We start from the raw sequence: 20,838 nt of genomic DNA, 5'->3' as shown, positions 1-20,838 counted from the left end.
CATGTACAACTAGACAAACAAACGTCCGAATATCAAAAAAGCCGCCATCGACACGACCTTGGTAAACACCACTACCCAAATACAGTCACCAATACTCGCGTGCGTTGCCTTCCCGAGAAGGAATACGAAAAGGATCAACCCTAAAACCCACCCTACAGTTGGAATCAACGACACTAAAGCAACGATAACAGCGATGGTCAGAAGGGATTTAAAATCGGCAACAACAAAAGACATTTTCGAGGCAACGTACATACAACATGCCGTGATTAAAGCGTCCATTACAAACGCCAAAGCTTCTATTCCCACTTGGATTCCTCAATTAAACTAAATCAGCCTGCATACTATATGCAACCTGGAAAAATTCTTAAGAACATGGTAAAAAAAGCCACCAACAAATGTCGCAAATTTGAGAATCATAAGAAATAAAATCCGGTCATTCATGTCGATTATTTCTTATGTTTTTCAAACCCTTTGGTTAATGCTTCGGGACGAGCTGTATTAGCTTATTGATAGGAATCGGAGACATCTTTGCCTTCTCGACTGATACACAGTAAATACAGATTGATAACGACAGAAAAGAAAGAAATAACGACGACAAAGATCGGGAATAACCCTTCGAAGCCGAACTTCAAAGCCAATATCCCTGCCGCCAATGAGAGAGAGGAAATTAAAACGAGGATTTTATTACTAAGTACAATATTCATGAGCCACACTCCATGTAGTCTTATTAGTTTAGATTAGACCAATAAAGATGCACGTAACTCGAAATCGCCGACGCTATTGATGGTTAGCTCAGGCTACTAGGTCACTTTCTCCATCACGTAATTCGTCAGTTTTACGCCTCGCATATCGACTTCTTGTTCGTTCACAATCTTGAAGCCAAGATGCTCATAGAAAGGTCTGGCGGTAATACTCACCTCTGAGAAGTATCGAGAAACACCACGCACTCTGCCGACTGAAAATACGTGCTCCATCAAAGCTCTTCCTACGCCTTTACCTTGATATTCGTGATGACAGAAAAAATGGTCAATTAACCCACTTGGTTGAAGGTCAGTATACCCAACAACGCGCCCGTCTAATTCGGCCACAAAGGGCTGTATACGACGAAGACATTTTTCCCACAGTTCCGAAGCAAAGTCACTTGGCGCCCAAGCCTCTACTTGTTCTTGAGAGTAATCGCGAACGTTAATATTACGGACGGTATGAAAATAGATCTCCCATAGCGCTTTGCTATCACTAGGTTGGTAATTTCTAATTCTAACCACGACATACTCCTCTCATGTCTTTAGTGTTTTGGGTTTAGCCATCAAGACTAAAACTCTAAGCGATGGCATTCTTTTTGAAGTAAAAACGGTAATAGCCGACCAAGTTACTGCAAATAAACAGCGCTTCCATCAGCACCGCCGTTGGAGAGCCAACCAGGTAGTTATGGACCAACCAAAAGCTAGTTCCGATGATCATTAGCTCTCTTAATCGACGGTCATCCTTATTAAACGCAGCAAAGGTTTGAAACACAGAGGCAAAACAACTCAATATGCTGGTCAGCCCAGAGTACGTGACTGCTGTCGCAACTACAGACATCGAACAGAACAAATACTTAAACTTGGACGAAGTAGAGAACACACTCGTCAAATAACGAATCGTGGCAATCGTCATTAAGCTTGCCGCCGTCCACTGCTCTAATAAAATAAAGTGGCTTGAAATAAGCACGCCTGCAAAGAACAAACACGTGACGATTTTCTTCCTTTCTTTGAACTGGAATGACAGAAGATCGAAGCAAATAGCAATGGCGACTAAGACTTGAGATAGATAAAACGCTGACACAGTGATTCCTTCAATAATAACTTACGCCCTAGCCGTTTAATTCAATCATCAATAATCGAACGAACTCGCTTGATGAGCTCAAACAGATACAGCCAATAACGCCTTAAACTTTTAACACACCACTGATCACAGTTGTAGCAGAGCCAATCAGCTTTATGCGCCCATTATCCAATAATTCGGTCGACATGTACCCGCCACGACGTGATGCCTGATAGGCACTGAAACTGCATTTATTTAACTTATCTGCCCAATGCAGCGTGAGTGCGCAATGCGCCGAGCCAGTAACCGGATCCTCATTGACGCCCACCCAAGGTGCAAAGTAACGAGAAACAAAGTCAAGTTCAGAATTCGACGACAATGCCGTCACGACAACACCTCGCCCCTTCATACCTTTCAAGGCATCAAAGTTGGGTGCAAGAGCCAACAACACGTTTTCGTCAGTTACTTCAATCAGCTGTTTAGAATCAAACTCTCTAAACGAAACCACTTGATCCAGTGATAGCCCAAGGTGCTCTAACAATGCGAGGTTGAGTTCAGAATTCGAAGATAGCTGATTCGAAGATAGCTGGTTCGAAGATAATTGGGTACTAGGGAAATCAAGCTCAATTGACGATTCACCAACGGTGGCAGATAACTCTCCAGATAAGGTGTTAAACGCTACCATGTCACCTGTTTTTACCAAGCCTTGTTCTTTCATTACATGGACAGTCGCTAAGGTGCCGTGCCCACACAGCTTCACCTCGACTTCGGGAGTGAACCATTTAAGCGTCATGCTATTAAGCGAAAGAAAAGCCGTTTCGGATACCGCCATCTCTTCAGCGATTGAAAACATTAACGACTCATCCAAAGGCTCTTGGGAGATACAAACACCGGCAGGGCTCCCTTTAAATGCTTGATTTGTAAACGAATCCACTTGATATATCTCTAAACCCACAATGACTCCTGATGCCGACATAACTTAAACAATGAACAGATATTGCAGACAACAATAAGCACAATCACTCTGTGCTACAAGTAATTAACGATAACTTTGTCGATACTTATTCAAGAAGTAACAAAATGATAAACAAAGAATAATCTAGCTCCTTTCACAGAAAAAAGAACACGAAGCATGAGAACAAAGTCGCTCTCCCACCTTTCTTAACGCTAGCCCTAAGCAAAATGTGATGAATACGCCCACATACTGTGACATTTTAATTACAACACTATGACAGTTATTTTCTAAGCCATTAATTTTAAATAGATATGTATGAGACCATGCCTTTTTTCGCTTGTAACGTTCAGTTTCAAACTTAAGGACTCACATGCAATGCATTAGGTTGTACTAAAATAAGAGGCGTAAATTTGAAACATGTTGCAAATTTTGGGCTACGATTTTATTAAACACCGTGCGAAAGGAATCCGTCAGTGAAGGCTTATTACGTTTCAATTCTCGCATCATCATCCTTTTTTTCTGGTTTTGCTTTTAGCCAGCAGCATGATATTTACCTTTATAACTGGGATGAATTCTTATCTGAAAGTGTCATTACCACACTGAGCGACGCATACGGTATTACTTTGAAGCAGCAATACTTTTCTGATGAATCCATTCGAGACGAAGTGTTATTGAGCGAACGTCGTAGCGCATTTGAACTGGTTGTTATAGAAAGTATGAAGCTAAAAGCATTAGCCAAGCAGGGCCTGTTTCACGACCTGAGTGATTTACAAGAATCCCTCGCAAGTAACTTTGACTCGAGATGGGTCGATGGGTGCGGCGAGTATGGCATCCCTTACGCTTGGGGTACCTCTGGTATTCTTTACCGAAGCGACAAAATAGAAACACCGAGCTCTTGGAATGACATACTCGTGCCCGATATAAAAAATAGTGGCCGAATCAGTATGTATTATGAACCAACTGATTTGGTCAGCACAGCTTTACTGGTCAATCAATTCAATCCTTTTACCAACAATGAACAAGAACTGAGAATTGCTTATAAAACACTGCAGGAACAGAAGCCTCACCTCGAAAGCAATGAATATGTTGTTGATTACATCCATCATCCCGAAAAACTAGCCAACATTGATATTGCCTACGGTTACGCGGGTGATAGCTATGTATTAAACGATGTAGATCCTAATCCGGATTGGGCTTACATTGTTCCAGAAGAAGGCACAACGATATGGTTAGAGTGTATTGCCGCAATCAACAACGGGGAGTTATCTCAGCAAGCAACCACCATTCTATCCTTTTTATCACAACCTGATATTGCAGCAAAAAATGCAATGGATTCGGGGTTTGCTACGCCTAATTCCAAGGCAAAAGCACTAACCTCTCAAGAGTACCAAAATGATCCTGAGCTTTTTCCTAGCCAAGAGGTAATAGAACGAAGCTACCTATACCAAATGCTAGAACCCAACAGCATTCAAATTCGTAACCGTATCGTTGATAGTTTGAGATAGTAAATGCCAGTATTAAAGAAGCTCTATTTCGTACTCATACCCACGCTGATATTCGTTTTCACAATAGCAGGGCTAGTCACATACAACTTTGCCTCTAACCATGTTAAGCGTATGTATTTAGATGAAGTACAATCTGACGTAAATTCTGCTCTGGTTGCAGCGGAATACGAACAATTGGGGTTATCTTTACTGGCAAAAGACATCAGTTCTTCCCTCCAGTTCTTACGCTATATTCAAACCCCAAGTGATTACACCACTTTATCTTTGTTAGAAAAAAGAGTCCTTCAAGCGTTGAATCAAAGTAACGTCAATCAGTTTGGGCAGCGTAATATTTACATCATCGATCCCGACTTCAACTTAACACTTTCTACGTTACGCGCTGACCCTTTCGAGGGGCTAAAAATCCCAGATACCATTTATGAGCGTGTGTTTGATGTGTATACGGCATTAGTAAATCAAGACGAGTTATCTCAGCAAGGCTTCTCTTATGTATCCATAAGTGGTGAACTCCGATATGCTTATGTGGCTGCTATCGATCCCTATCTACTTCCACAAGACAAACGCGCAAACGGCAGCCTGAACCGATACATCTTGATTGCCGATGGACCATTAAAACAATTATCTAGCTTGTTGAACGCATACAATGATAACGACAACATGCAGCTATTGATTGAGCCATCAACCGACGCAAAACACATTGAAAGCAAACAATTTGTCATCGAGTCATTTGAACATGAGAACGACAGAATTAAAGTTCAAATGGCCAGTCGCAACCTCCTTGCTAAAGTTAATATCCGCGAGCAGAAGTTCGATCAAGAAAAGACTCGCATAATTCAACAAACCTTTCTTGGCTACTTTTCGACCCTTTTCATTATTATGTTGATCGTACACCTGGTCGTCCGCTACCAATTGGTTCGTCCACTCAAAGATCTTTTGCATGAAATCTCCATTGGTGGACTCAAACTTCGATATTTCAAACGTTCATCAGGACAAAGCGAAATTGATGGCCTTAAAAACGCCTACATCGACTCACTGACTGAATTAAAGTTTGAAGCCGAATTTGACCAATTGACCAAGCTTGCCAACCGACGCTCATTCATTCGACACCTTGATGTCCGTTTAAAAAGTTCGATGAACCCAAACTGTTATTTAGTCTGTTGGGACATCATCGACTTTCGAAAAATTAATGACCTTTATGGTGCCAAAGTCGGTGATAACGTCCTGATAAGTTTGGCCAAAGCGCTCAGAGAGACATTACAAAACCAGCAATCAACGTTGGGCTTTAGTTGGAGTGATTATTCTTTAGCAAGGCTTGGTGGCAACCAGTTTATTGCCATATTGGAAATAGGCCCTAATCAATCCATCAACGATGAGATTGAGAACATCAATAATGTGCTCACCGGTACTACCTTCCTCGATTACTACGGTTTTAGGCTCTCTATCGCCACAGGCGTACTGCCTGTCGATACTCCTAAATTTGAACAGATTTGGCACCGATGTATTGATGCGATGTTGGTTAACGCCAAGGCTCACAGTGATGGAGAAAGCCGCATCGTGTATGGAGAAGAGTTATTGCATACTCTAGAGCGACATGATGTGATTGAAAAAAGACTGTTGGAGTGTTGTGAAAGCGACAACTTCGAGTTGCGCTTTATGCCAATTTTTGATGCCAAAACACTTGAAGTCGACGGTGTCGAGTGTCTCATTCGCTGCCCTACTCTTACTAATATTAACGCAGGACCGGACGAGTTCATCCCAGTAGCAGAGAAGAGCAACTTAATATCAAAGATCGACATGTGGGTAATCAACACTGCCATTAAAAGCTATAAAGAACTTTCAGAGATCTATAAATACAAAGGCACTCTATCAATTAATGTATCGGCAATGGAGCTTTACAATCGTAACTTCGCCGACAACATTCGTAAGGTGCTCGAGCGATATCAAGTACCGGCTGGTAACATCATTATCGAGATAACTGAGACCAGTTATGTGAAGAGTACCAAGCTTACAGTCCAGACCATCGAAAGTATAAGAAGCTTGGGCTTAAAGGTATCACTGGATGACTTTGGTACCGGATACTCCGCGTTCAACCAATTGCTTCATTATCCCGTTGACGAGCTTAAAATTGATAAGAGCTTTATCGATAACATAACCAAAGATAAGGCCGACCGTAGGATGGTCGATTCCATGGTTAACTTAGGCCATTCCTGTGGTACCCAAGTCGTTGGAGAAGGTGTGGAATCTATAGAGCAATATCAGTACTTAAGGAAAGCCAACTGTAACCTCATACAAGGTTACTTATTCAGTAAACCGCTAACCTATATCCAGTTTATTGAGTTCATTCGAGAGCACACCCCACAGGCGATTTTAGAGCAGGCAACACCATCAAGTGACGGTGATTCTGACGAACGAATTGTGGCTCTAAACCAAAATAAATAAGCTCGTGGTTTTCTTCTTCTAGCCTTCAGCGTTCTCCATCCACTCTTCAACTAATACACATCCACTCTTCTACTAGTACACATCCAATCATAAGGTATTAAGGTCACAAGATATTAAAGTCATTAGGAAAACACACCATAAGCGATAGACCGAATTGTAGCTAGGACAGCTAGACGGGTAGAAGCGTAAAATATCAGGGCTTAACACTGACATTAGGGTGAACAAGAAGCGAAATGAGCTGCGTGAGTAAAGCTCGTGAATACAAGCTTTAACCTTGCATGGTAGTGACTAGCTCCAACATGTCTTTAGAGCTAATGTTTTTCTTATGCCTTACTACTGCGTCGATCATGAGTTCCAAATTACCCGCAGAAATGTAATCACTCAACACGTCATTAAATTGGTCTTGAATTTCGTCGCTTTCATACAAATGTTCTGGGACAAAGAATAAAAACTGACTACCACTACTACGAAAAGAAATCGTACTGTCTGGAATTTTTGATGTAAGAGATTTTGCCGTGGAACTCACTACCAGATCGCCATATTCAGGTCCATACTTTTGGTTGATTTCACTCAGATTTCTGATTCGAACGAAATACAAATCAAAATTGTTATCTTTGGGGTAATTGCTCTTAACAAATTTCATCAGAGAAACACGGTTACGGAAACCCGTAATGAAATCCGTAGAATAGAGTTTTCTTTTAGTAGAAGAATCGACATAGAAAATTACACCAGTCATCATCAGCAGCAACATCAGAAAAATACTGCTGACATAGTTCACCAAGACCCACTTGTCGACCATAGAGGTGTTATCTTCAATTACAGGACTCTGTAGGCGAAATTTTTCGTTAATAAAATCAACCAAGGTGTTGTAACAAATCTCTATTTTTTTTTGCAGAGAACCTTGAGGCAACTTACCTTGCTTAACCAGTTTAATTGAGGACTCTAACGACTTAAATTTGTCAAACTCAGCCGTAAAATAAGGTCTAAAGTTTGCTGAGCGAATAAAATCAGATGACTCAGTACTATTAATTAAAATATCAAAACGACTCCAGGTAATATCGTAGGCCAACCACAATTCGTCATAGTCAATCGTGTCTGACCGAGTAACCATCAAGAAATTGGCGTACTCTTTGACGAGCTGAAAGACAAACCAAGTCACTTCATTTTGACTACTAGAAAAACTCTTATTAATATCATTAATCCGCGTAACACTATAGATATTAACGGTTAAAACAATCACCGCCAAACTCAACACAGTGGTTTTAATCACAGCTAATGGCAGCAGTTTTTTCATAATGAGCCTCTACAAGTAGATATCGCGTATCTGCCAGATCATCTTGGCATGAAAGTCCGTGTTATCAATGTCTGGGCGAGTCGACAATGGGTAGATCAACCAATAAGGTCCCTTGTCTCTCACCGACATAAACTCACCATTTTGCTTTATCGCAATAATAGGCTGATAGTCATAAAAACCTTCCTTTGGCACTACAACTTTATAATCGTTCAACGCGACAAACGTGACCTGAGCTGACACAGGTAAATCCATGCTTTCAAGTACCGCGAGTAACGTGACCCCGCTATACACAGATTCTCCATCTACCCAAGGTAAGGTGGTGGAAATTTCTTGTTGAGGGAGCGACAACAATTGCTCTCGGCTGAACTCATGCTTTTGCCCTAAATGGTCGAATACCGTTAATTCTGACGCAGCAAAAATAGAAAATGAACAGAATGAAAATATCAAAAGAAGTGCAGTTCTCATTTTTAACTCCGTTTTAAAAAGGTCACTAACTTGAGTCTAGTCCATATTAGCCATTTGACTTGCTTAGACATTACCTAATTTTTAATTCATGCAACTCAGTCCAGTTAAAATAACGTTTTAACCTTGTAATCCAGCATGAAAACAACCTATGTTTCTTCCCAAATATTCATTGGTTAACATTTATGCCGTAAAAATCTCCGTTTTTAAACACCTTGATTAATCCAATTCCTCCTATGAATACGTAGTGACCAATAAAATTGACAATAAAAATGAGTCTGTAAGTAGCGAGAATGCCTGCCGCTGCATAACCTTTAATCGAACGTAAGCAGTTTTGAGCGCCTTTTAAACTAGTATTCATCGTTTTGAAGTCCACCAGCTTACATACGTTGCGCTCTAAGAAAGGTTTACTCACTTCACAATCAAGGGAATCGATAATGAGTTTAAATAAGCGAAGATTTAACCCCATGACGGCACTTTCTACCTTAGTAATGACGCTGGTCATGTTTCCTGTTTCTGCCGAAGTTAACAAAGAGCAATTCGAATTGGGTAAACAGAAAGCTAAGGTGTGTATGACTTGTCATGGCGTTGATGGTATCTCAACACAAGACCCCTACCCGAACCTTCGCGGTCAAAAGGTGGGATACCTGATCTCTTCACTGAAAGATTATCAGACACGTGAAAGAACCAGTGGCTTGGCGATACTCATGCAGCAGCAGGCCGACACGCTTTCAGACCAAGGTATCCGTGATATTTCCTATTTCTATTCAATGCTGGGCAATGACTCAAGCTCGCTCGGCGATTCAAACGAAGTCAGCGAATAAAATTCAGTCAGCGGTTCAAAACCTCTAGGCAAGGAGCCTTGTTATGGAACAAGTGACAACGCAATACAGCATTAAGGTCGTGAAGTACTTCATCGTCGCATCCTTAGTGTGGGCGATTGTAGGTATGATCATCGGCGTGATTCTCGCCGCGCAATTATATTGGCCAGTCTTAAACTTCGATTCCCAATATTTCCAATTTGGTCGACTGCGCCCGCTACATACCTCTGGTGTGATATACGGCTTCGTCGTGAATATTTTAATGGGTACTTCTTTGTACATAGCCCAGCGAACGGGCCATTGTGACCTATTCAACAAAAGCCTTTCATGGATGGTATTTTGGGGCTGGCAATTCATTCTTTTACTTGCAGTCATTTCGCTCCCCGCAGGCCACACAACCTCAAAAGAGTATGCAGAGCTTGAATGGCCAATCGACTTGATGATTGTGCTGGTTTGGGTGCTTTATGCAGTGTTGTTCTTTGGCACGCTTGCAAAGCGGAGGGTCAGTCATATCTTCGTGGCAAACTGGTTCTTTGCTGCTTTCATCATCGTCGTTGCCATGATTTTCATCGTCAACAACCTTGCGATACCAGTTTTAGCGATGAAATCCTACTCTGTATTTGCAGGCGCTCAAGATGCGATTGTTCAGTGGTGGTGGGGACACAATGCCGTCGGTTTCCTACTGACCGCGGGTATCATCGGTATGAATTACTATTTCATACCCAAAGCAGCCGATAGACCTATCTATTCGTACCGCTTGTCTGTGATCCACTTCTGGGGCTTGGTCGGCTTCTACACATGGGCCGGGACACACCATCTCGTTTACTCTTCCGTTCCCATCTGGATTCAAAATATCGGCATCGTGATGTCGCTGATCCTTTGGCTCCCTTCGTGGGCCGGTGCGTTCAATAGCGCAATGACCCTTCTGCAAAATAAAGAAAAGCTAAAGTCCGATTACATTCTTTTATTCTTCTTCTCAGCGATTCTTTACTACTGCTTGGCAACATTTGAAGGCCCACTGCTTGCCATTCGCTGGTTCAACATGGTGGCACACAACACCGAATGGATTATCGGTCACGTACATTCTGCAGCACTTGGGTGGGTTGGGATGTCAGGGATAGCCGTCTTTTACTACTTCATCCCACGCTTGTGGGGCCAAACCGATCTTTGGTCACCACGACTGATTAAGTGGCACTTCTGGCTCGCTCATGCCGGTGTCGCTCTTTATGCGATAGCACTTTGGGTCGCGGGCATCGGTGAAGGTTATATGTGGCTCGCTCAAAATGAAAATGGCGAACTGATTTACAGTTTTGTAGAGGCAATGGACTTCAAAGCACCTTGGTTGTTCTTACGATTCTTTGGTGGCGCGCTGTTCGTCCTTGGATTGTTCTTAATGGCATTCAACTTGTACAAAACGGTTCGTATGCCCGCCGTACATGATGCTAAACACACCGTTAATGAGGGGGCTTAAATGATGAGTAAAGACTTTACACACTCAATCGTCATTTTGATTTTGACGACCGTTGTTGTCGCCTCCTTCTCTTTATTGGTTTGGGTAGTGCCAAGCATCGTCCGTGGAGACGATATTGCCAAAGGCAGCTTAGCCATGCCGCTCACACCTATTGAGTTAGCAGGGCGAGACATATACATCAGTGAAGGCTGCCATGTTTGCCACACTCAGATGGTTCGTCCTCTCGAACCAGAAGTGAAACGTAATGGTCGCCCGAATAAAGAGGCAGACGACATTTATGAGTTTCCTAACTTGTGGGGTTCAAAACGTACCGGGCCTGACCTAACAAACTTAGGCCGAAAATATTCTGACCAATGGCATGTCATTCACCTCGTGAACCCTCGCAGAGTTGTTCCTACCTCTATCATGCCCTCTTACCCGTGGCTATTTGAGCAAACTCTAACTGGGGATGATATCAGCGCCAAAATGGAAGCCTTACGTACGTTAGGCGTGCCTTATACTGACCAAGAAATTGGCGATGCCAGACTGCAAGTAAGAGGAAAAACCAAAGGCGAAGCGCTGATCCGTTATCTACAAAGCCTTGGTAAAGATACGTCACAGGAGGTATCACAATGAGTGCATTTTGGAATCTATGGGCGGTAATATTAACCTTAATATTCTTTGTTCTGATGGTATCGGTTGTCGTTAAATACTGGCGAAGCAATCACCAAGCCGATCATGACCACACCATTGGCACCTTTGATGACATTGAAGAGAAGGACGCACCACCACCTAAACTGCTGTTTGTCAGTTATGCGGTCGCGTTCTTGCTCTCTGCCGGTTACTTGGTGCTCTACCCTGGACTTGGTGAATGGGAAGGCTTGGTCGATTGGGAGCAGAGCGACGATAAGCTCAGCTCACCATCCACCACTCTCAATGAACAATTTGCACAGACTAGCGAAACCACGTTAGAGGGATTAGCTGCCATTCCTGAGATCGTTAATAGCGGTCAGATCCTGTTCCAAACTCATTGCGCGGCTTGTCACCGAGACAATGCACAAGGTCAGAAGCACTTCCCTAACCTTATTGACCAAGATTGGTTGTACGGCGGCAGCGATGAGGCTGTGATCCATTCCATTGCCAAAGGGCGAAATGGTGCGATGCCGGGTTGGAGCGAAATCATGCGCCCCGATGAAGTGGCTAAGGTTTCTTACTACTTAGCCTCGCTCAATCAACGCCATACAGATGTTCCAGAGGTGAAAGTCAAAGTCGGCAAAGAGCTGTTTGCAAAATACTGTTCGTCTTGTCACGCCGATGGTTCTATCGCGAACCCGGCGATCGGCGTCCCTGATCTTTCCGACGATATTTGGTTGCATGGCGGCAGTATTGAAGAGATACAACATACTATTAATAAAGGCTTGAACAACCTGATGCCTGCGTTTGATAAACAGCTTTCGGAAAACGAGATACTCGCACTTGGGGCTTACATCCGACACGCTGGTGAAGTGGAGCAACAAAGGCTCGCGAGTTTGAAAGCATCATCTGTTGAGCGTGGAGAATACCTAGCGTATGCCGGTGACTGTGTGGCTTGTCATAGTGCAGAAGGTGGCGAACCCTTCGCTGGCGGCTTGCCGTTTGTGACCCCTTTCGGCACCGTGTATTCAACCAATATTACGCCTCATACTACCGAGGGTATTGGGACCTATGACTTTGATGCTTTCAGAGCCGCGCTAGTCGATGGTAAAGGTAAGGACGGTTATTTGTACCCTGCAATGCCCTACACCTCTTATCAATATCTGACTGACCAAGACATGGTCGACTTGTGGGAATACATGCAGTCGATTACCGCGGTCCCTCGTCGTAATGACGACAACAGTATGATGTTTCCATCCAACATTCGCTTAGGTTTGCTTGGCTGGAATATCGTTTTTATGGATACCGACCCTATTGATTATGAAGTGCCAGAGGAACTCAAAGACAAGATCGACAACGTTGAGAAATGGCAACAAGGCAAATATTGGGTCGCAGGACTTGGTCACTGTTCTGAGTGTCACACACCACGAAATATTGCCCAAGCTCTGATACCAGAACGTATTTTCCAAGGTAACTTGATTGATGGTTGGAATGCGCCTGATATCACAGCCAATGAGCTTTATATCGATGGTTGGGATGAAGCAACACTCACCGACTTCTTACACACAGGTCACTCAGATAAAGGTACCGCTTTTGCAGGGATGGCAGATGTAGTGAAAAACAGTCTGAGTTTGATGACACGTGAAGATATCGAGTCGATGTCCTACTACTTGCTAAGCGGTGACATCAACAACACCATTAGCAGCGATGCCGTACCTTTGCAGCCTAAAGGGTTTGATGAAGAGTCTTATGCGGCTGAAATCTACACCACCTATCGCCAAACCTGTGGAGCCTGTCATGGAGACGACGGTAAAGGACGCGATCCTATCGCCCCTACTTTGTTGAATAACGGCATCATCATGCACAGTGATCCATTCAACACCATTGCGGTAACGGTGCGCGGTCTACAACCGACCTATCTCGACAAGGATAGAAACTTCATGCCAATGGCAAGCTTTGAAGATGTCTTATCGGATCAGAGACTGGCTGAGTTGATCACCTTCGTGCGATTGCACCTTGGTGACAGGCAAGAGCCGGTAACCGCAGAGCATGTTCGAGAGGTAAGAGAAACACTTGAAGCGGCAGGTTATGCGGGTGGATTACACACCACACCTGAAATGTACGAAAATCGAGATAAGAACATTAACATACGATAGGCGCTGTAGCTGTGCGTAGCCGATTGGCTCAACAAGCAGCGATCAGCTCGTAACTTTTATCTTTGCCTAACAAGCCAGAAGGAGACCACTGTGTCTCCTTTTCTTTTGCCCAAACGCGAATTTTCGATGCTTTGCCGTACAACACAATGATAACTAACTGATTACACAATTAAGCAGATCTGCACATAATGCGATCAATCTCGCAGAACAAAGATGACACCAAGTGCATAATGTGCAAAATTTTTCAAAGATGTACGAAGGACAGATATGGATACAACTACACTCATCTACGATACGTTGGAAGGCCTGTCGAGCGCAAAGCCACAGCAACACGCTCAAATCCGCCAAAATCTATATAACCAATTAGATTTATCATTTGAGAAGCAGTTGGCTTTGTATTCATCCGTTCTTGGTCCAGCGAGTGCTGGTAGATTGACCGATTTGGATAGTGCAGTCATGTCTGCACGCAAGATTGTTGGTTTAGAAAACAGCTAATCTAGCTTCAACCTATCTCCATTTTAACGCTGCCATTGTGCAGCGTTTTTTTGTGCGAGCTATTTACGACAAGTACGAATATTAACGATAAATGCAGCTGTTTTCGATAAGCATGACTCTTTACGATAAGTGCAAGTCGCTGCAATTTTCAAGTTGCTCGCATTCTCATTTGGTTAATCTTATGTTCCATTTTTAACAGGTGTGTAACCTCAATAATGGCGCTAATGTTAGTAGCACGTTAACCACACATCGGATGGAAGAATCATGAGAGTACTTATTGAATATACACAGACAGGCAAATATCGTGACCATGCGTGGGAAGCACTAACGATTCGTTCAAAAGGCGAAATTCAAGCTGTGACTCCCTCTTATGCGGCCCAGCTTATCGAACAGAACCGCGCCAACTTATCGACCACTGAGAATCAAGATATCGTCATCCAACCTTAATGGCTTCAAGGGCTACCCCTCCTAGTTCCTTAAATCGAATAGTTCGATGACATAAAAAAAACGCTGCACGGATGCAGCGTTTTCTTGTTTCTGGCGTATCTTATTTCTAACCTAGATCGTTTCTAAAGTAGAAAGCTTCTAACGTATTTTGCTTCTAACACAATAGCTTGATTACTTTGGCAGATTTTCCAATGCTTCAACCATCGTCATCAATTTATCGACAATTCTCTCGCCGTCCACTCGCAAACCATTGTGTTCATATTCATTGGTGATCCACGCTTTCGAGTTTGGAATGTTCGCCAATGTTTCACGGCTGTAATCCAACTCAACGTACATGTCATCGGCGTAAACTGCACACGCCATTGGCACTGTATTCTTGCTCAACTGCTCTGCGTTGTACAAAGTGCCCCAGTCCGATTTTTCAGCCAACCTGTTCGCTGCTTCACGCAGTGGCTTCAGCGTTTCTAGTTGGTCGAACATCCATGGATAAACCATTTCGCCAGTAAACCAGAACTCATTGCCCGATTGGTAGTTGAAGTGCGGGTACTGCTCACGCACGCGATGTGCCGACCAGTTAGACGCTGTACCTTGGCAGTAAATCGATTCATGTAGAATCGCGTAGATAGGGTTTGTTAGGTAGCCCTGCTCTTGCTGCATTTGGTTTAGGAAGCTGTAGCTCAGCTGTTTGTTACCGTTCACTTCAACAAACGCACTCTCTAATGTGAAGTACATAGGAAGGGTTGCTTCACCGCCGCCAAGGTTAATACCAATCAACTGGAACTGTTCAACCGTAAACACCTGACCATTTGGCAGTCTCACGTCGTTGTTCAGTAGGTAATCAGAGATCTCACGACACATAGCTTGCGCTTGCGGGAACTGAGCAAAGAAGGCTTTGTTTTTGTCTTCTACACGCTTGTAGGTCGCACGATACACATCGTCAGCTTCACGTTCGATAGAAGGAATACCGCCCGTGACATAACAGCGCTGTAGGCTTTGTGGGAACAGCGACAAGTAGCTCAGAGTGCAGAAGCCACCAAAGCTCTGGCCAATCGTCGACCACTGCTTAACACCAAATTGCTCACGAATCGCTTCGGCATCACGAACAATGTTGTCGGCCCTGAAGTGCGTCAGATATTCAGCTTGTTGTTCAGGAGACAAATGAGCTAAGGTTTCATGGCTGATCACCGTGCTGTTGCCTGTACCACGTTGGTCAAGAAGCAGAACACGGTAGTTTTGCAATGCACGCTTTAGCCAACCTGATTGGCCGCTAACACGTGGAGAAGGAAAACCTGGGCCGCCTTGAAAGTAGATCAACCACGGCAGCTCTTGCGCATCTTTAGCGAGATCAACCAGCTCACGTGCGAAGACTTGGATCTGTTGTCCATCTTTTGCTTGGTAATCGAGTGGCAACTCAAAAGAGTGCTGACGATACAGGGTGGTTCCATCAATAAAGTTAGCTTGCACGCTTCATTCCTTTTTTATCTGATTCTAATGTCATCGGTACGAATAAAAACGGCGCCCGTTGGCACCTTTAGTTAGCAAGATACGCATAGTAGCTTGTAAAAGAAACCGTTTGTTTAACATGATTGTGAAGGTGCTTCATCTAATTGCTTAATTTACCTTCAACGCGTAACAACTTGTGTCAAAACAGAGAGTTTAAGGTGTGATCTATTGAGAGGAAGAATAAAAATGCGGCACAAATAAAAAGAGCTTAACGAGGTGAGGATACGTTAAGCTCTTTGGTTTTATCTGTTGTAGGTGATGCTTATAGGTTCAATAAGCTCAGGCTTTATAGGCTTGGTTTCTTTAAGCTAAATATCTATAAACTGAGTTTCTATAACTTACAGCTTTATAAAGTAAAGTTAAGAAGCTTCTAGCTCACCTGCACCTTGAATCGAACGTTGGCTGTTTTCAACAAGGATAGCCGTCGCCGTTTCTTTCAACGCGCCCCACTCTCCATCGTCAACTTCAATGCCCTCGTTCCACGCCTTCTCTTGAGTTTTAAAAAGCGCTTCCGATTCAATGTGTGTTTGGTAGCCATCTGACAAACGTTCGATATCGAAATCCTGGACGGAAAGCTCGATGGTCATATTGTGGATATGATCGTCCGATGCCAGAGGCAAATCTGATAAAAACAGTTCTGGTGCAACGCAACCACGGTTAAGCACATACAAAGTGCTCTTAGGGTTGGAGCCGTTGTCCCAACGTGCAGTACACGCGACGCCTTTCGCGGCAAGTTTCACAAGCTCGCTATACGCTAGCCAGCGGTTATGACAGTTGTTGAGCTCAATTTTCAGCGTCTTCTTGCCGACCATTTTTTCAATCGCGTAATCCATCACCACTGGAAGGTGACACGCCAAACTTGCCTTGTGAAGGTCCACTTCAACCGTGTTGTCACTAAGCACTTGAATGTCCACTGGGCAATCGTCTTCCAGCCCAATGAAGTTGCTCGCATTGTTAAAGTGACGAACACCATCCAAACCCACCATTTGTAAATCTGCCACCATGTTCGCTATCACATCGGCTTCACCACATGTACGACGCATACCCAGAAAGGCTTTATTTACGGCCGCTACCAGTTCATTGTGAGAAACGATCATAACGATTTACCTCCATGTTGAGCGTTGATATGTGTAGTCGTTTTTTGAGAGTCAGCGAGCTCCGCTTCACTTGGTAAGACTGGGAACACCCATTCGTCCTGATGAATTTCATCAAGCAGTGGCGCACCTTGGAAAAACGTCACTCGTACCCAGCGGTCTGAGCGAGGATCAAACTTAGTCGCGCCAAACATGGCAAGCTTACAGCGCAGTAAGTGCATTGGTGGCGAATCTTGATGCAACACATTCATTTGAATGTCGCCCATCGCTTTGTTGCCTAGCGTCCATACACGACGAGCTATCGCACGATGCTGTGGCTGCTTAACAAGGAATTCAGCCAATGAAAGCTCTGGCGTAAACTGCAATAAAGCATGGTACAAACGGTAAGCTTGACGGCCTATATCCAACGGCAGTTCACGCTCTTCACCTAGCTCCTCGCCTCGCACTCCGAGTCTTGGCTCTTCTTTGTCTTGAGAGCGATACCAGAACCAGTAGTTGTTCTCTGCTTTGGTAAAATCGGTCGTGATCGCCCAACGGTACTTTTCTTCTAATACAACCAACAGATCTTGAATCTTTTTGCCACTAGGAAGCGACAGTGTTTCGCTACAATTCATTTGCTCTTGATGGGCGTCCACTAATTCTGGGTACAATTCCATCAAGCATGAGATAAGGATTTCTTGGGCTTCCATACTCATGTGCTTAGATTGTTCAACTAACTGCGCCCAGGTATCACATTGGCTGACAGACTCTTCTAGCGATTGCTCTGCGTGTTTCAACTCATCCACAGCGGCTTTGTTCAGCTCTTGCTGGTTTTCATTGATGGTAACGACTTGTTCTAAATGACAAATCGCTTTTTTAACTAATGTACGTAATGGCTCAATCAATGCCGTATCCGTATGATTAGCTAATACGTCAGCTAATGCATGTTCACGAGTAGTCATCCATTGATCGACAATGCTTGGGTGGTTAATCAGATATGGCGCCATACCTAAACCTGTGGCATTACCCACACCTAGGTAGCGTTGTAAGCCTCTGTGCAAAGTAATCGCTTGTTCACCACCTTGTTGCTCCGCTAGGTAGTGAACCCAATCTAGGCTGAACTCACGAAGCATATAAACAGCACACATTTGAGCACTGAACGATTGATTAAAATCTGGATTCTTTTCTAAGATTTTAAAGTCAGCAATACCAAATTTACCATTACCATAAACCGCTGTGGTTCTCAGGATGTAGCCTACTTCCGCTAACTCTTTTGGCGTTGGTTGAACCCCTTCGGCCAAGTGGCTCACTATGTGTTCAAACACACGCACACTTTTGTTGGCACGCGCTAGAACAAGCACATTGTTAGGGTTACGACCTGCTTCTTGTAGCGGTACATTCGCACGAAGTCTCTCAAGTAGAGCGACATCCACATCGCCAAGAACCAAAGCAAATGTTACGTCCCACTTTTCAGCAATTACACGGTCATTTCGTTCGTCGTCTGCAATCTCATCGCAGAACACAACCAAATGATAAACATGGTTTGGCGTCTGTAGCTTATAGATAGCATGACCAAAACCTTGAGCGTCTAGTTGCCACTCATGCTTAGTCACTTTCCATTGCTGTCGCGCCATTTTACGAATCAGAGTTCTTACGAAGCTGATGCGTGTTTGGTGCATAGCACCCAGTCTTTCCGGTGCCATGACGACCGTTGCGTCACGTAGTGCTGATTCAGTGTAGGTAGAACGATGTGCATCCATTTTGCTCACCACCTTTGTAGTTATAAGGGTTTTGCTAGCCATTCAGAACCGATCGTTGCTGTCATTTGAAGCATTGTTGCGACAGTATGTTGGTTAGCTTTCACGTTTTTTGAGGCAAGCGAACTCGCCCCTTATTATTTGTCCTGACTAGGTCTCTTCACCTAAATAGTTGCCATCCGATGTATCTTCATCAGTACGGGTTTTCTCTTCCTTTCGGAATCTGGTATCAGCCTAATTTCAAAGGCTGATACCTTGTTTCTCTTTCATTTTTAGAGAGCGTTTTCTCACAAGTTCTTAAAGACCTGCTCTTTTACAAACTCTTCTCTTCTATAAACCCTGCTCTTTCGCCATCTTGATTGCGATTTGAGGCGCATTCCAAAGCGATGGCAGTAAGATTAAGGACACCGGAACCGCTGTAATTACGATGAAGGATTGCAGCGCTGAAATACCACCGGAGCCTAGAGAAATCAGAATCAACGCTGTTACGCCCATCATCACGCCCCAGAAAGTACGGATGATTGCATTTGGTTCTGTCTCACCACTGATTACAACACTGATGGTGTAAGTCATTGAGTCGCCAGTCGTTACGATGAAAATCGTGGTTAAGATCAAGAACAAAATAGAGATAAGCATCGGCATTGGAAGCTGCTGAGTTACTGCTAGTAGAGCGCCTGGTAAGTTAAAGCCTTCAAACGCTTTACTTACGCTGCCTGGATCTGCGATTTCGAACGCAAGACCAGAGCCACCAACAATCGTGAACCAGAAACAAGTAACAAACGGAGCCACTAAGCTGATGGTTGAAACCAATTGGCGAATGCTACGACCGCGAGAGATACGTGCGATGAAGATTGCCATCATTGGGCCGTAACCTAAGAACCAACCCCAGAAGAACACGGTCCACCAGCTCAACCACCCCTCGTCACCACGGTATGTCGCCATTGGGATGAAGTTGTCGATCATGCTGCCTACACCTTGAATGTAGCCGTTAAAGATAAAGTTTGTAGGGCCGAAGATCAGGATGTAGACCATCAATGCCATTGCAAGAATCACGTTGTAACGGCTTAGCATTTGCATTCCACGGTTAAGGCCGCTCAATGCCGATAATGTGTATAGAACGATAGCGAATAAGATGATGATCAGCTGCGTCGTGAAGCCATCTGGAATCTCAAACAGTGCGTTCAGTGCATAGCTCACTTGCAAGCCCAAGAACCCAATAGGGCCAATGGTGCCCGCCGCTACAGCGACAATACAACACGCATCAATCAGAGCGCCTGTATGACCTTTCAGTGCGCGTTCGCCCAATACTGGGTAAAGCAAAATACGAGGTTTAAGCGGTAAGCCTTTGTCATAGTGAAGATGCATAACCACAATAGACGTTAAGCTGCCGACGATTGCCCATGCTAGGAAACCCCAGTGCATGAAAGATTGCGATAGAGCGTTCACTGCACCTTGCTGTGCGTTTTCTTGTGCACCATACAATGGCGGTGGACTAACATAGTGAGCAATCGGCTCTGCTGCAGCCCAAAATACGCCGCCACCTGCAAGTAACGTACAGAAGATAATCGCCATCCAACGGAAGCCGTCCATTTCAGGTTTCGCGATGCCGCCAAGGATAACCTTACCTGTTCGCCCTGCCGCTAGGCCAAGACCAATAAGAAAGGTCAGAAGAAGAAGCATTTGCCAGTAAGGACCGAATACTTTTACCGACCACGCAAAGCCCGTGTTGACTAGGCTTGATAGTAGCTCGCCGTCAAATAAAGCAAGTGTCACGAACAGAGCGATAAAGCCGCCGCTGTACCAAAGTGCCGGGTTGGATAACCCTAATTTGTCTGACGTAGATTCAGACTGGTTTGTGTTGCTTTTTGCATTAATTGTTGTGTGTGTTTGACCCGCATTTAAGCTAGAAGATTTCACGCTATTGGTTAAATCAGACATACTCTGACTCCAGAGGTTTCTTTGCAGCTGTCATTTGAATGATGACTACAAGGGTGTATTTAACACCTGCCCTATTGTTTTTTGTGTTGGGCAGGCTAATCCATGTT

Annotated in this window: 18 protein-coding genes and 1 pseudogene; 8 read left to right on the top strand and 11 right to left on the bottom strand. The window is 44.0% G+C overall.

All coding sequences use genetic code 11. The annotated features are described in order from the left end of the window. Positions 1 to 9 precede the first annotated feature (9 nt). The 4 genes from L1D22_RS11980 to L1D22_RS11965 form a co-directional block, all read right to left on the bottom strand. Positions 10 to 306, bottom strand: a complete 297-nt coding sequence (locus tag L1D22_RS11980) for a hypothetical protein (protein ID WP_239829949.1) — start codon at positions 304 to 306, stop codon at positions 10 to 12. Positions 307 to 800: 494 nt separating this feature from the next. Continuing rightward, positions 801 to 1,265, bottom strand: coding sequence for a GNAT family N-acetyltransferase (locus tag L1D22_RS11975; RefSeq protein WP_239829948.1), 465 nt, complete (start codon positions 1,263 to 1,265; stop codon positions 801 to 803). A gap of 55 nt (positions 1,266 to 1,320) precedes the next feature. Then, positions 1,321 to 1,824: a YgjV family protein gene (locus tag L1D22_RS11970; protein ID WP_239829947.1), complete on the bottom strand. Its 504-nt coding sequence runs from the start codon at positions 1,822 to 1,824 to the stop codon at positions 1,321 to 1,323. A gap of 103 nt (positions 1,825 to 1,927) precedes the next feature. After that, entirely contained in the window at positions 1,928 to 2,758 is an 831-nt protein-coding gene (locus tag L1D22_RS11965; RefSeq protein WP_239829946.1) for a PhzF family phenazine biosynthesis protein, read from the bottom strand. 473 nt (positions 2,759 to 3,231) lie between these two features. Here L1D22_RS11965 and L1D22_RS11960 point away from each other — a divergent pair, with 473 nt between their 5' ends. Together L1D22_RS11960 and L1D22_RS11955 are read left to right on the top strand one after the other, a co-directional pair. Further along, on the top strand, positions 3,232 to 4,263 hold the full coding sequence (locus tag L1D22_RS11960) for a spermidine/putrescine ABC transporter substrate-binding protein (RefSeq protein ID WP_239829945.1): 1,032 nt from the start codon (positions 3,232 to 3,234) through the stop codon (positions 4,261 to 4,263). Between the two features lie 3 nt (positions 4,264 to 4,266). After that, positions 4,267 to 6,702, top strand: a complete 2,436-nt coding sequence (locus L1D22_RS11955; protein WP_239829944.1) for a bifunctional diguanylate cyclase/phosphodiesterase — start codon at positions 4,267 to 4,269, stop codon at positions 6,700 to 6,702. A gap of 268 nt (positions 6,703 to 6,970) precedes the next feature. On the opposite strand, the gene L1D22_RS11950 is transcribed toward L1D22_RS11955, so the two are convergent. The 3 genes from L1D22_RS11950 to L1D22_RS11940 all read right to left on the bottom strand — a co-directional run bounded on the left by L1D22_RS11950 (position 6,971) and on the right by L1D22_RS11940 (position 8,963). Next, entirely contained in the window at positions 6,971 to 7,996 is a 1,026-nt protein-coding gene (locus tag L1D22_RS11950; protein WP_239829943.1) for a GGDEF domain-containing protein, read from the bottom strand. 9 nt (positions 7,997 to 8,005) lie between these two features. Then, a complete protein-coding gene (locus tag L1D22_RS11945; RefSeq protein WP_239829941.1) occupies positions 8,006 to 8,461 on the bottom strand; it encodes a hypothetical protein in 456 nt (151 codons plus the stop codon). A 166-nt stretch (positions 8,462 to 8,627) separates the two neighbouring features. Next, positions 8,628 to 8,963, bottom strand: coding sequence for a hypothetical protein (locus L1D22_RS11940; RefSeq protein WP_239830000.1), 336 nt, complete (start codon positions 8,961 to 8,963; stop codon positions 8,628 to 8,630). Here L1D22_RS11940 and L1D22_RS11935 point away from each other — a divergent pair. The 6 genes from L1D22_RS11935 to L1D22_RS11910 all read left to right on the top strand — a co-directional run bounded on the left by L1D22_RS11935 (position 8,896) and on the right by L1D22_RS11910 (position 14,460). Then, entirely contained in the window at positions 8,896 to 9,282 is a 387-nt protein-coding gene (locus L1D22_RS11935) for a cytochrome c (RefSeq protein ID WP_239829939.1), read from the top strand. The genes L1D22_RS11940 and L1D22_RS11935 overlap by 68 nt on opposite strands. Before the next feature lie 43 nt (positions 9,283 to 9,325). Beyond that, positions 9,326 to 10,750: a cytochrome-c oxidase, cbb3-type subunit I gene (gene ccoN, locus L1D22_RS11930; RefSeq protein ID WP_239829938.1), complete on the top strand. Its 1,425-nt coding sequence runs from the start codon at positions 9,326 to 9,328 to the stop codon at positions 10,748 to 10,750. Beyond that, on the top strand, positions 10,751 to 11,365 hold the full coding sequence (locus L1D22_RS11925) for a cbb3-type cytochrome c oxidase subunit II (RefSeq protein ID WP_239829937.1): 615 nt from the start codon (positions 10,751 to 10,753) through the stop codon (positions 11,363 to 11,365). Beyond that, positions 11,362 to 13,518 (top strand): cytochrome c, encoded by a 2,157-nt coding sequence (locus L1D22_RS11920; protein WP_239829936.1) that lies wholly within the window; start codon positions 11,362 to 11,364, stop codon positions 13,516 to 13,518. The genes L1D22_RS11925 and L1D22_RS11920 overlap by 4 nt, the downstream gene beginning before the upstream one ends. A 267-nt stretch (positions 13,519 to 13,785) precedes the next feature. Continuing rightward, positions 13,786 to 14,013, top strand: a complete 228-nt coding sequence (locus L1D22_RS11915) for a PAS factor family protein (RefSeq protein ID WP_004730426.1) — start codon at positions 13,786 to 13,788, stop codon at positions 14,011 to 14,013. A gap of 264 nt (positions 14,014 to 14,277) precedes the next feature. Then, positions 14,278 to 14,460 carry a hypothetical protein gene (locus L1D22_RS11910; RefSeq protein ID WP_239829935.1) on the top strand — a complete coding sequence of 61 codons (183 nt, stop codon included), beginning with the start codon at positions 14,278 to 14,280 and terminating at the stop codon, positions 14,458 to 14,460. Between the two features lie 171 nt (positions 14,461 to 14,631). On the opposite strand, the gene L1D22_RS11905 is transcribed toward L1D22_RS11910, so the two are convergent. The 4 genes and pseudogenes from L1D22_RS11905 to L1D22_RS11890 form a co-directional block, all read right to left on the bottom strand. After that, the gene (locus L1D22_RS11905; RefSeq protein ID WP_239829934.1) at positions 14,632 to 15,924 is read right to left on the bottom strand and encodes an alpha/beta fold hydrolase; all 1,293 of its coding nucleotides are present in this window, start codon (positions 15,922 to 15,924) and stop codon (positions 14,632 to 14,634) included. Positions 15,925 to 16,322: 398 nt separating this feature from the next. Continuing rightward, positions 16,323 to 17,060 (bottom strand): DUF3726 domain-containing protein, encoded by a 738-nt coding sequence (locus tag L1D22_RS11900; RefSeq protein ID WP_239829933.1) that lies wholly within the window; start codon positions 17,058 to 17,060, stop codon positions 16,323 to 16,325. Next, a pseudogene (locus L1D22_RS11895) lies at positions 17,057 to 18,861 on the bottom strand (hypothetical protein). Before L1D22_RS11895 ends, L1D22_RS11900 begins: the two are co-directional and overlap by 4 nt. 262 nt (positions 18,862 to 19,123) lie before the next feature. Next, positions 19,124 to 20,731, bottom strand: coding sequence for a BCCT family transporter (locus L1D22_RS11890; RefSeq protein ID WP_239829932.1), 1,608 nt, complete (start codon positions 20,729 to 20,731; stop codon positions 19,124 to 19,126). Positions 20,732 to 20,838 lie beyond the last annotated feature (107 nt).

Source organism: Vibrio sp. Isolate34, from assembly GCF_022397915.1.
Taxonomy (GTDB): domain Bacteria; phylum Pseudomonadota; class Gammaproteobacteria; order Enterobacterales; family Vibrionaceae; genus Vibrio.
This window is presented reverse-complemented; position numbering and strand designations above follow the sequence as displayed.

Bases quoted from the DNA above. Each gene is read 5' to 3' on its own strand.
- L1D22_RS11955 (WP_239829944.1), top strand. From the start codon at position 4,267: ATGCCAGTATTAAAGAAGCTCTATTTCGTACTCATACCCACGCTGATA.
- L1D22_RS11950 (WP_239829943.1), bottom strand. From the start codon at position 7,996: ATGAAAAAACTGCTGCCATTAGCTGTGATTAAAACCACTGTGTTGAGT.
- L1D22_RS11945 (WP_239829941.1), bottom strand. From the start codon at position 8,461: ATGAGAACTGCACTTCTTTTGATATTTTCATTCTGTTCATTTTCTATT.
- L1D22_RS11935 (WP_239829939.1), top strand. From the start codon at position 8,896: ATGAGTTTAAATAAGCGAAGATTTAACCCCATGACGGCACTTTCTACC.
- L1D22_RS11940 (WP_239830000.1), bottom strand. From the start codon at position 8,963: ATGACCAGCGTCATTACTAAGGTAGAAAGTGCCGTCATGGGGTTAAAT.
- ccoN (WP_239829938.1), top strand. From the start codon at position 9,326: ATGGAACAAGTGACAACGCAATACAGCATTAAGGTCGTGAAGTACTTC.
- L1D22_RS11925 (WP_239829937.1), top strand. From the start codon at position 10,751: ATGATGAGTAAAGACTTTACACACTCAATCGTCATTTTGATTTTGACG.
- L1D22_RS11920 (WP_239829936.1), top strand. From the start codon at position 11,362: ATGAGTGCATTTTGGAATCTATGGGCGGTAATATTAACCTTAATATTC.
- L1D22_RS11915 (WP_004730426.1), top strand. From the start codon at position 13,786: ATGGATACAACTACACTCATCTACGATACGTTGGAAGGCCTGTCGAGC.
- L1D22_RS11910 (WP_239829935.1), top strand. From the start codon at position 14,278: ATGAGAGTACTTATTGAATATACACAGACAGGCAAATATCGTGACCAT.
- L1D22_RS11900 (WP_239829933.1), bottom strand. From the start codon at position 17,060: ATGATCGTTTCTCACAATGAACTGGTAGCGGCCGTAAATAAAGCCTTT.
- L1D22_RS11890 (WP_239829932.1), bottom strand. From the start codon at position 20,731: ATGTCTGATTTAACCAATAGCGTGAAATCTTCTAGCTTAAATGCGGGT.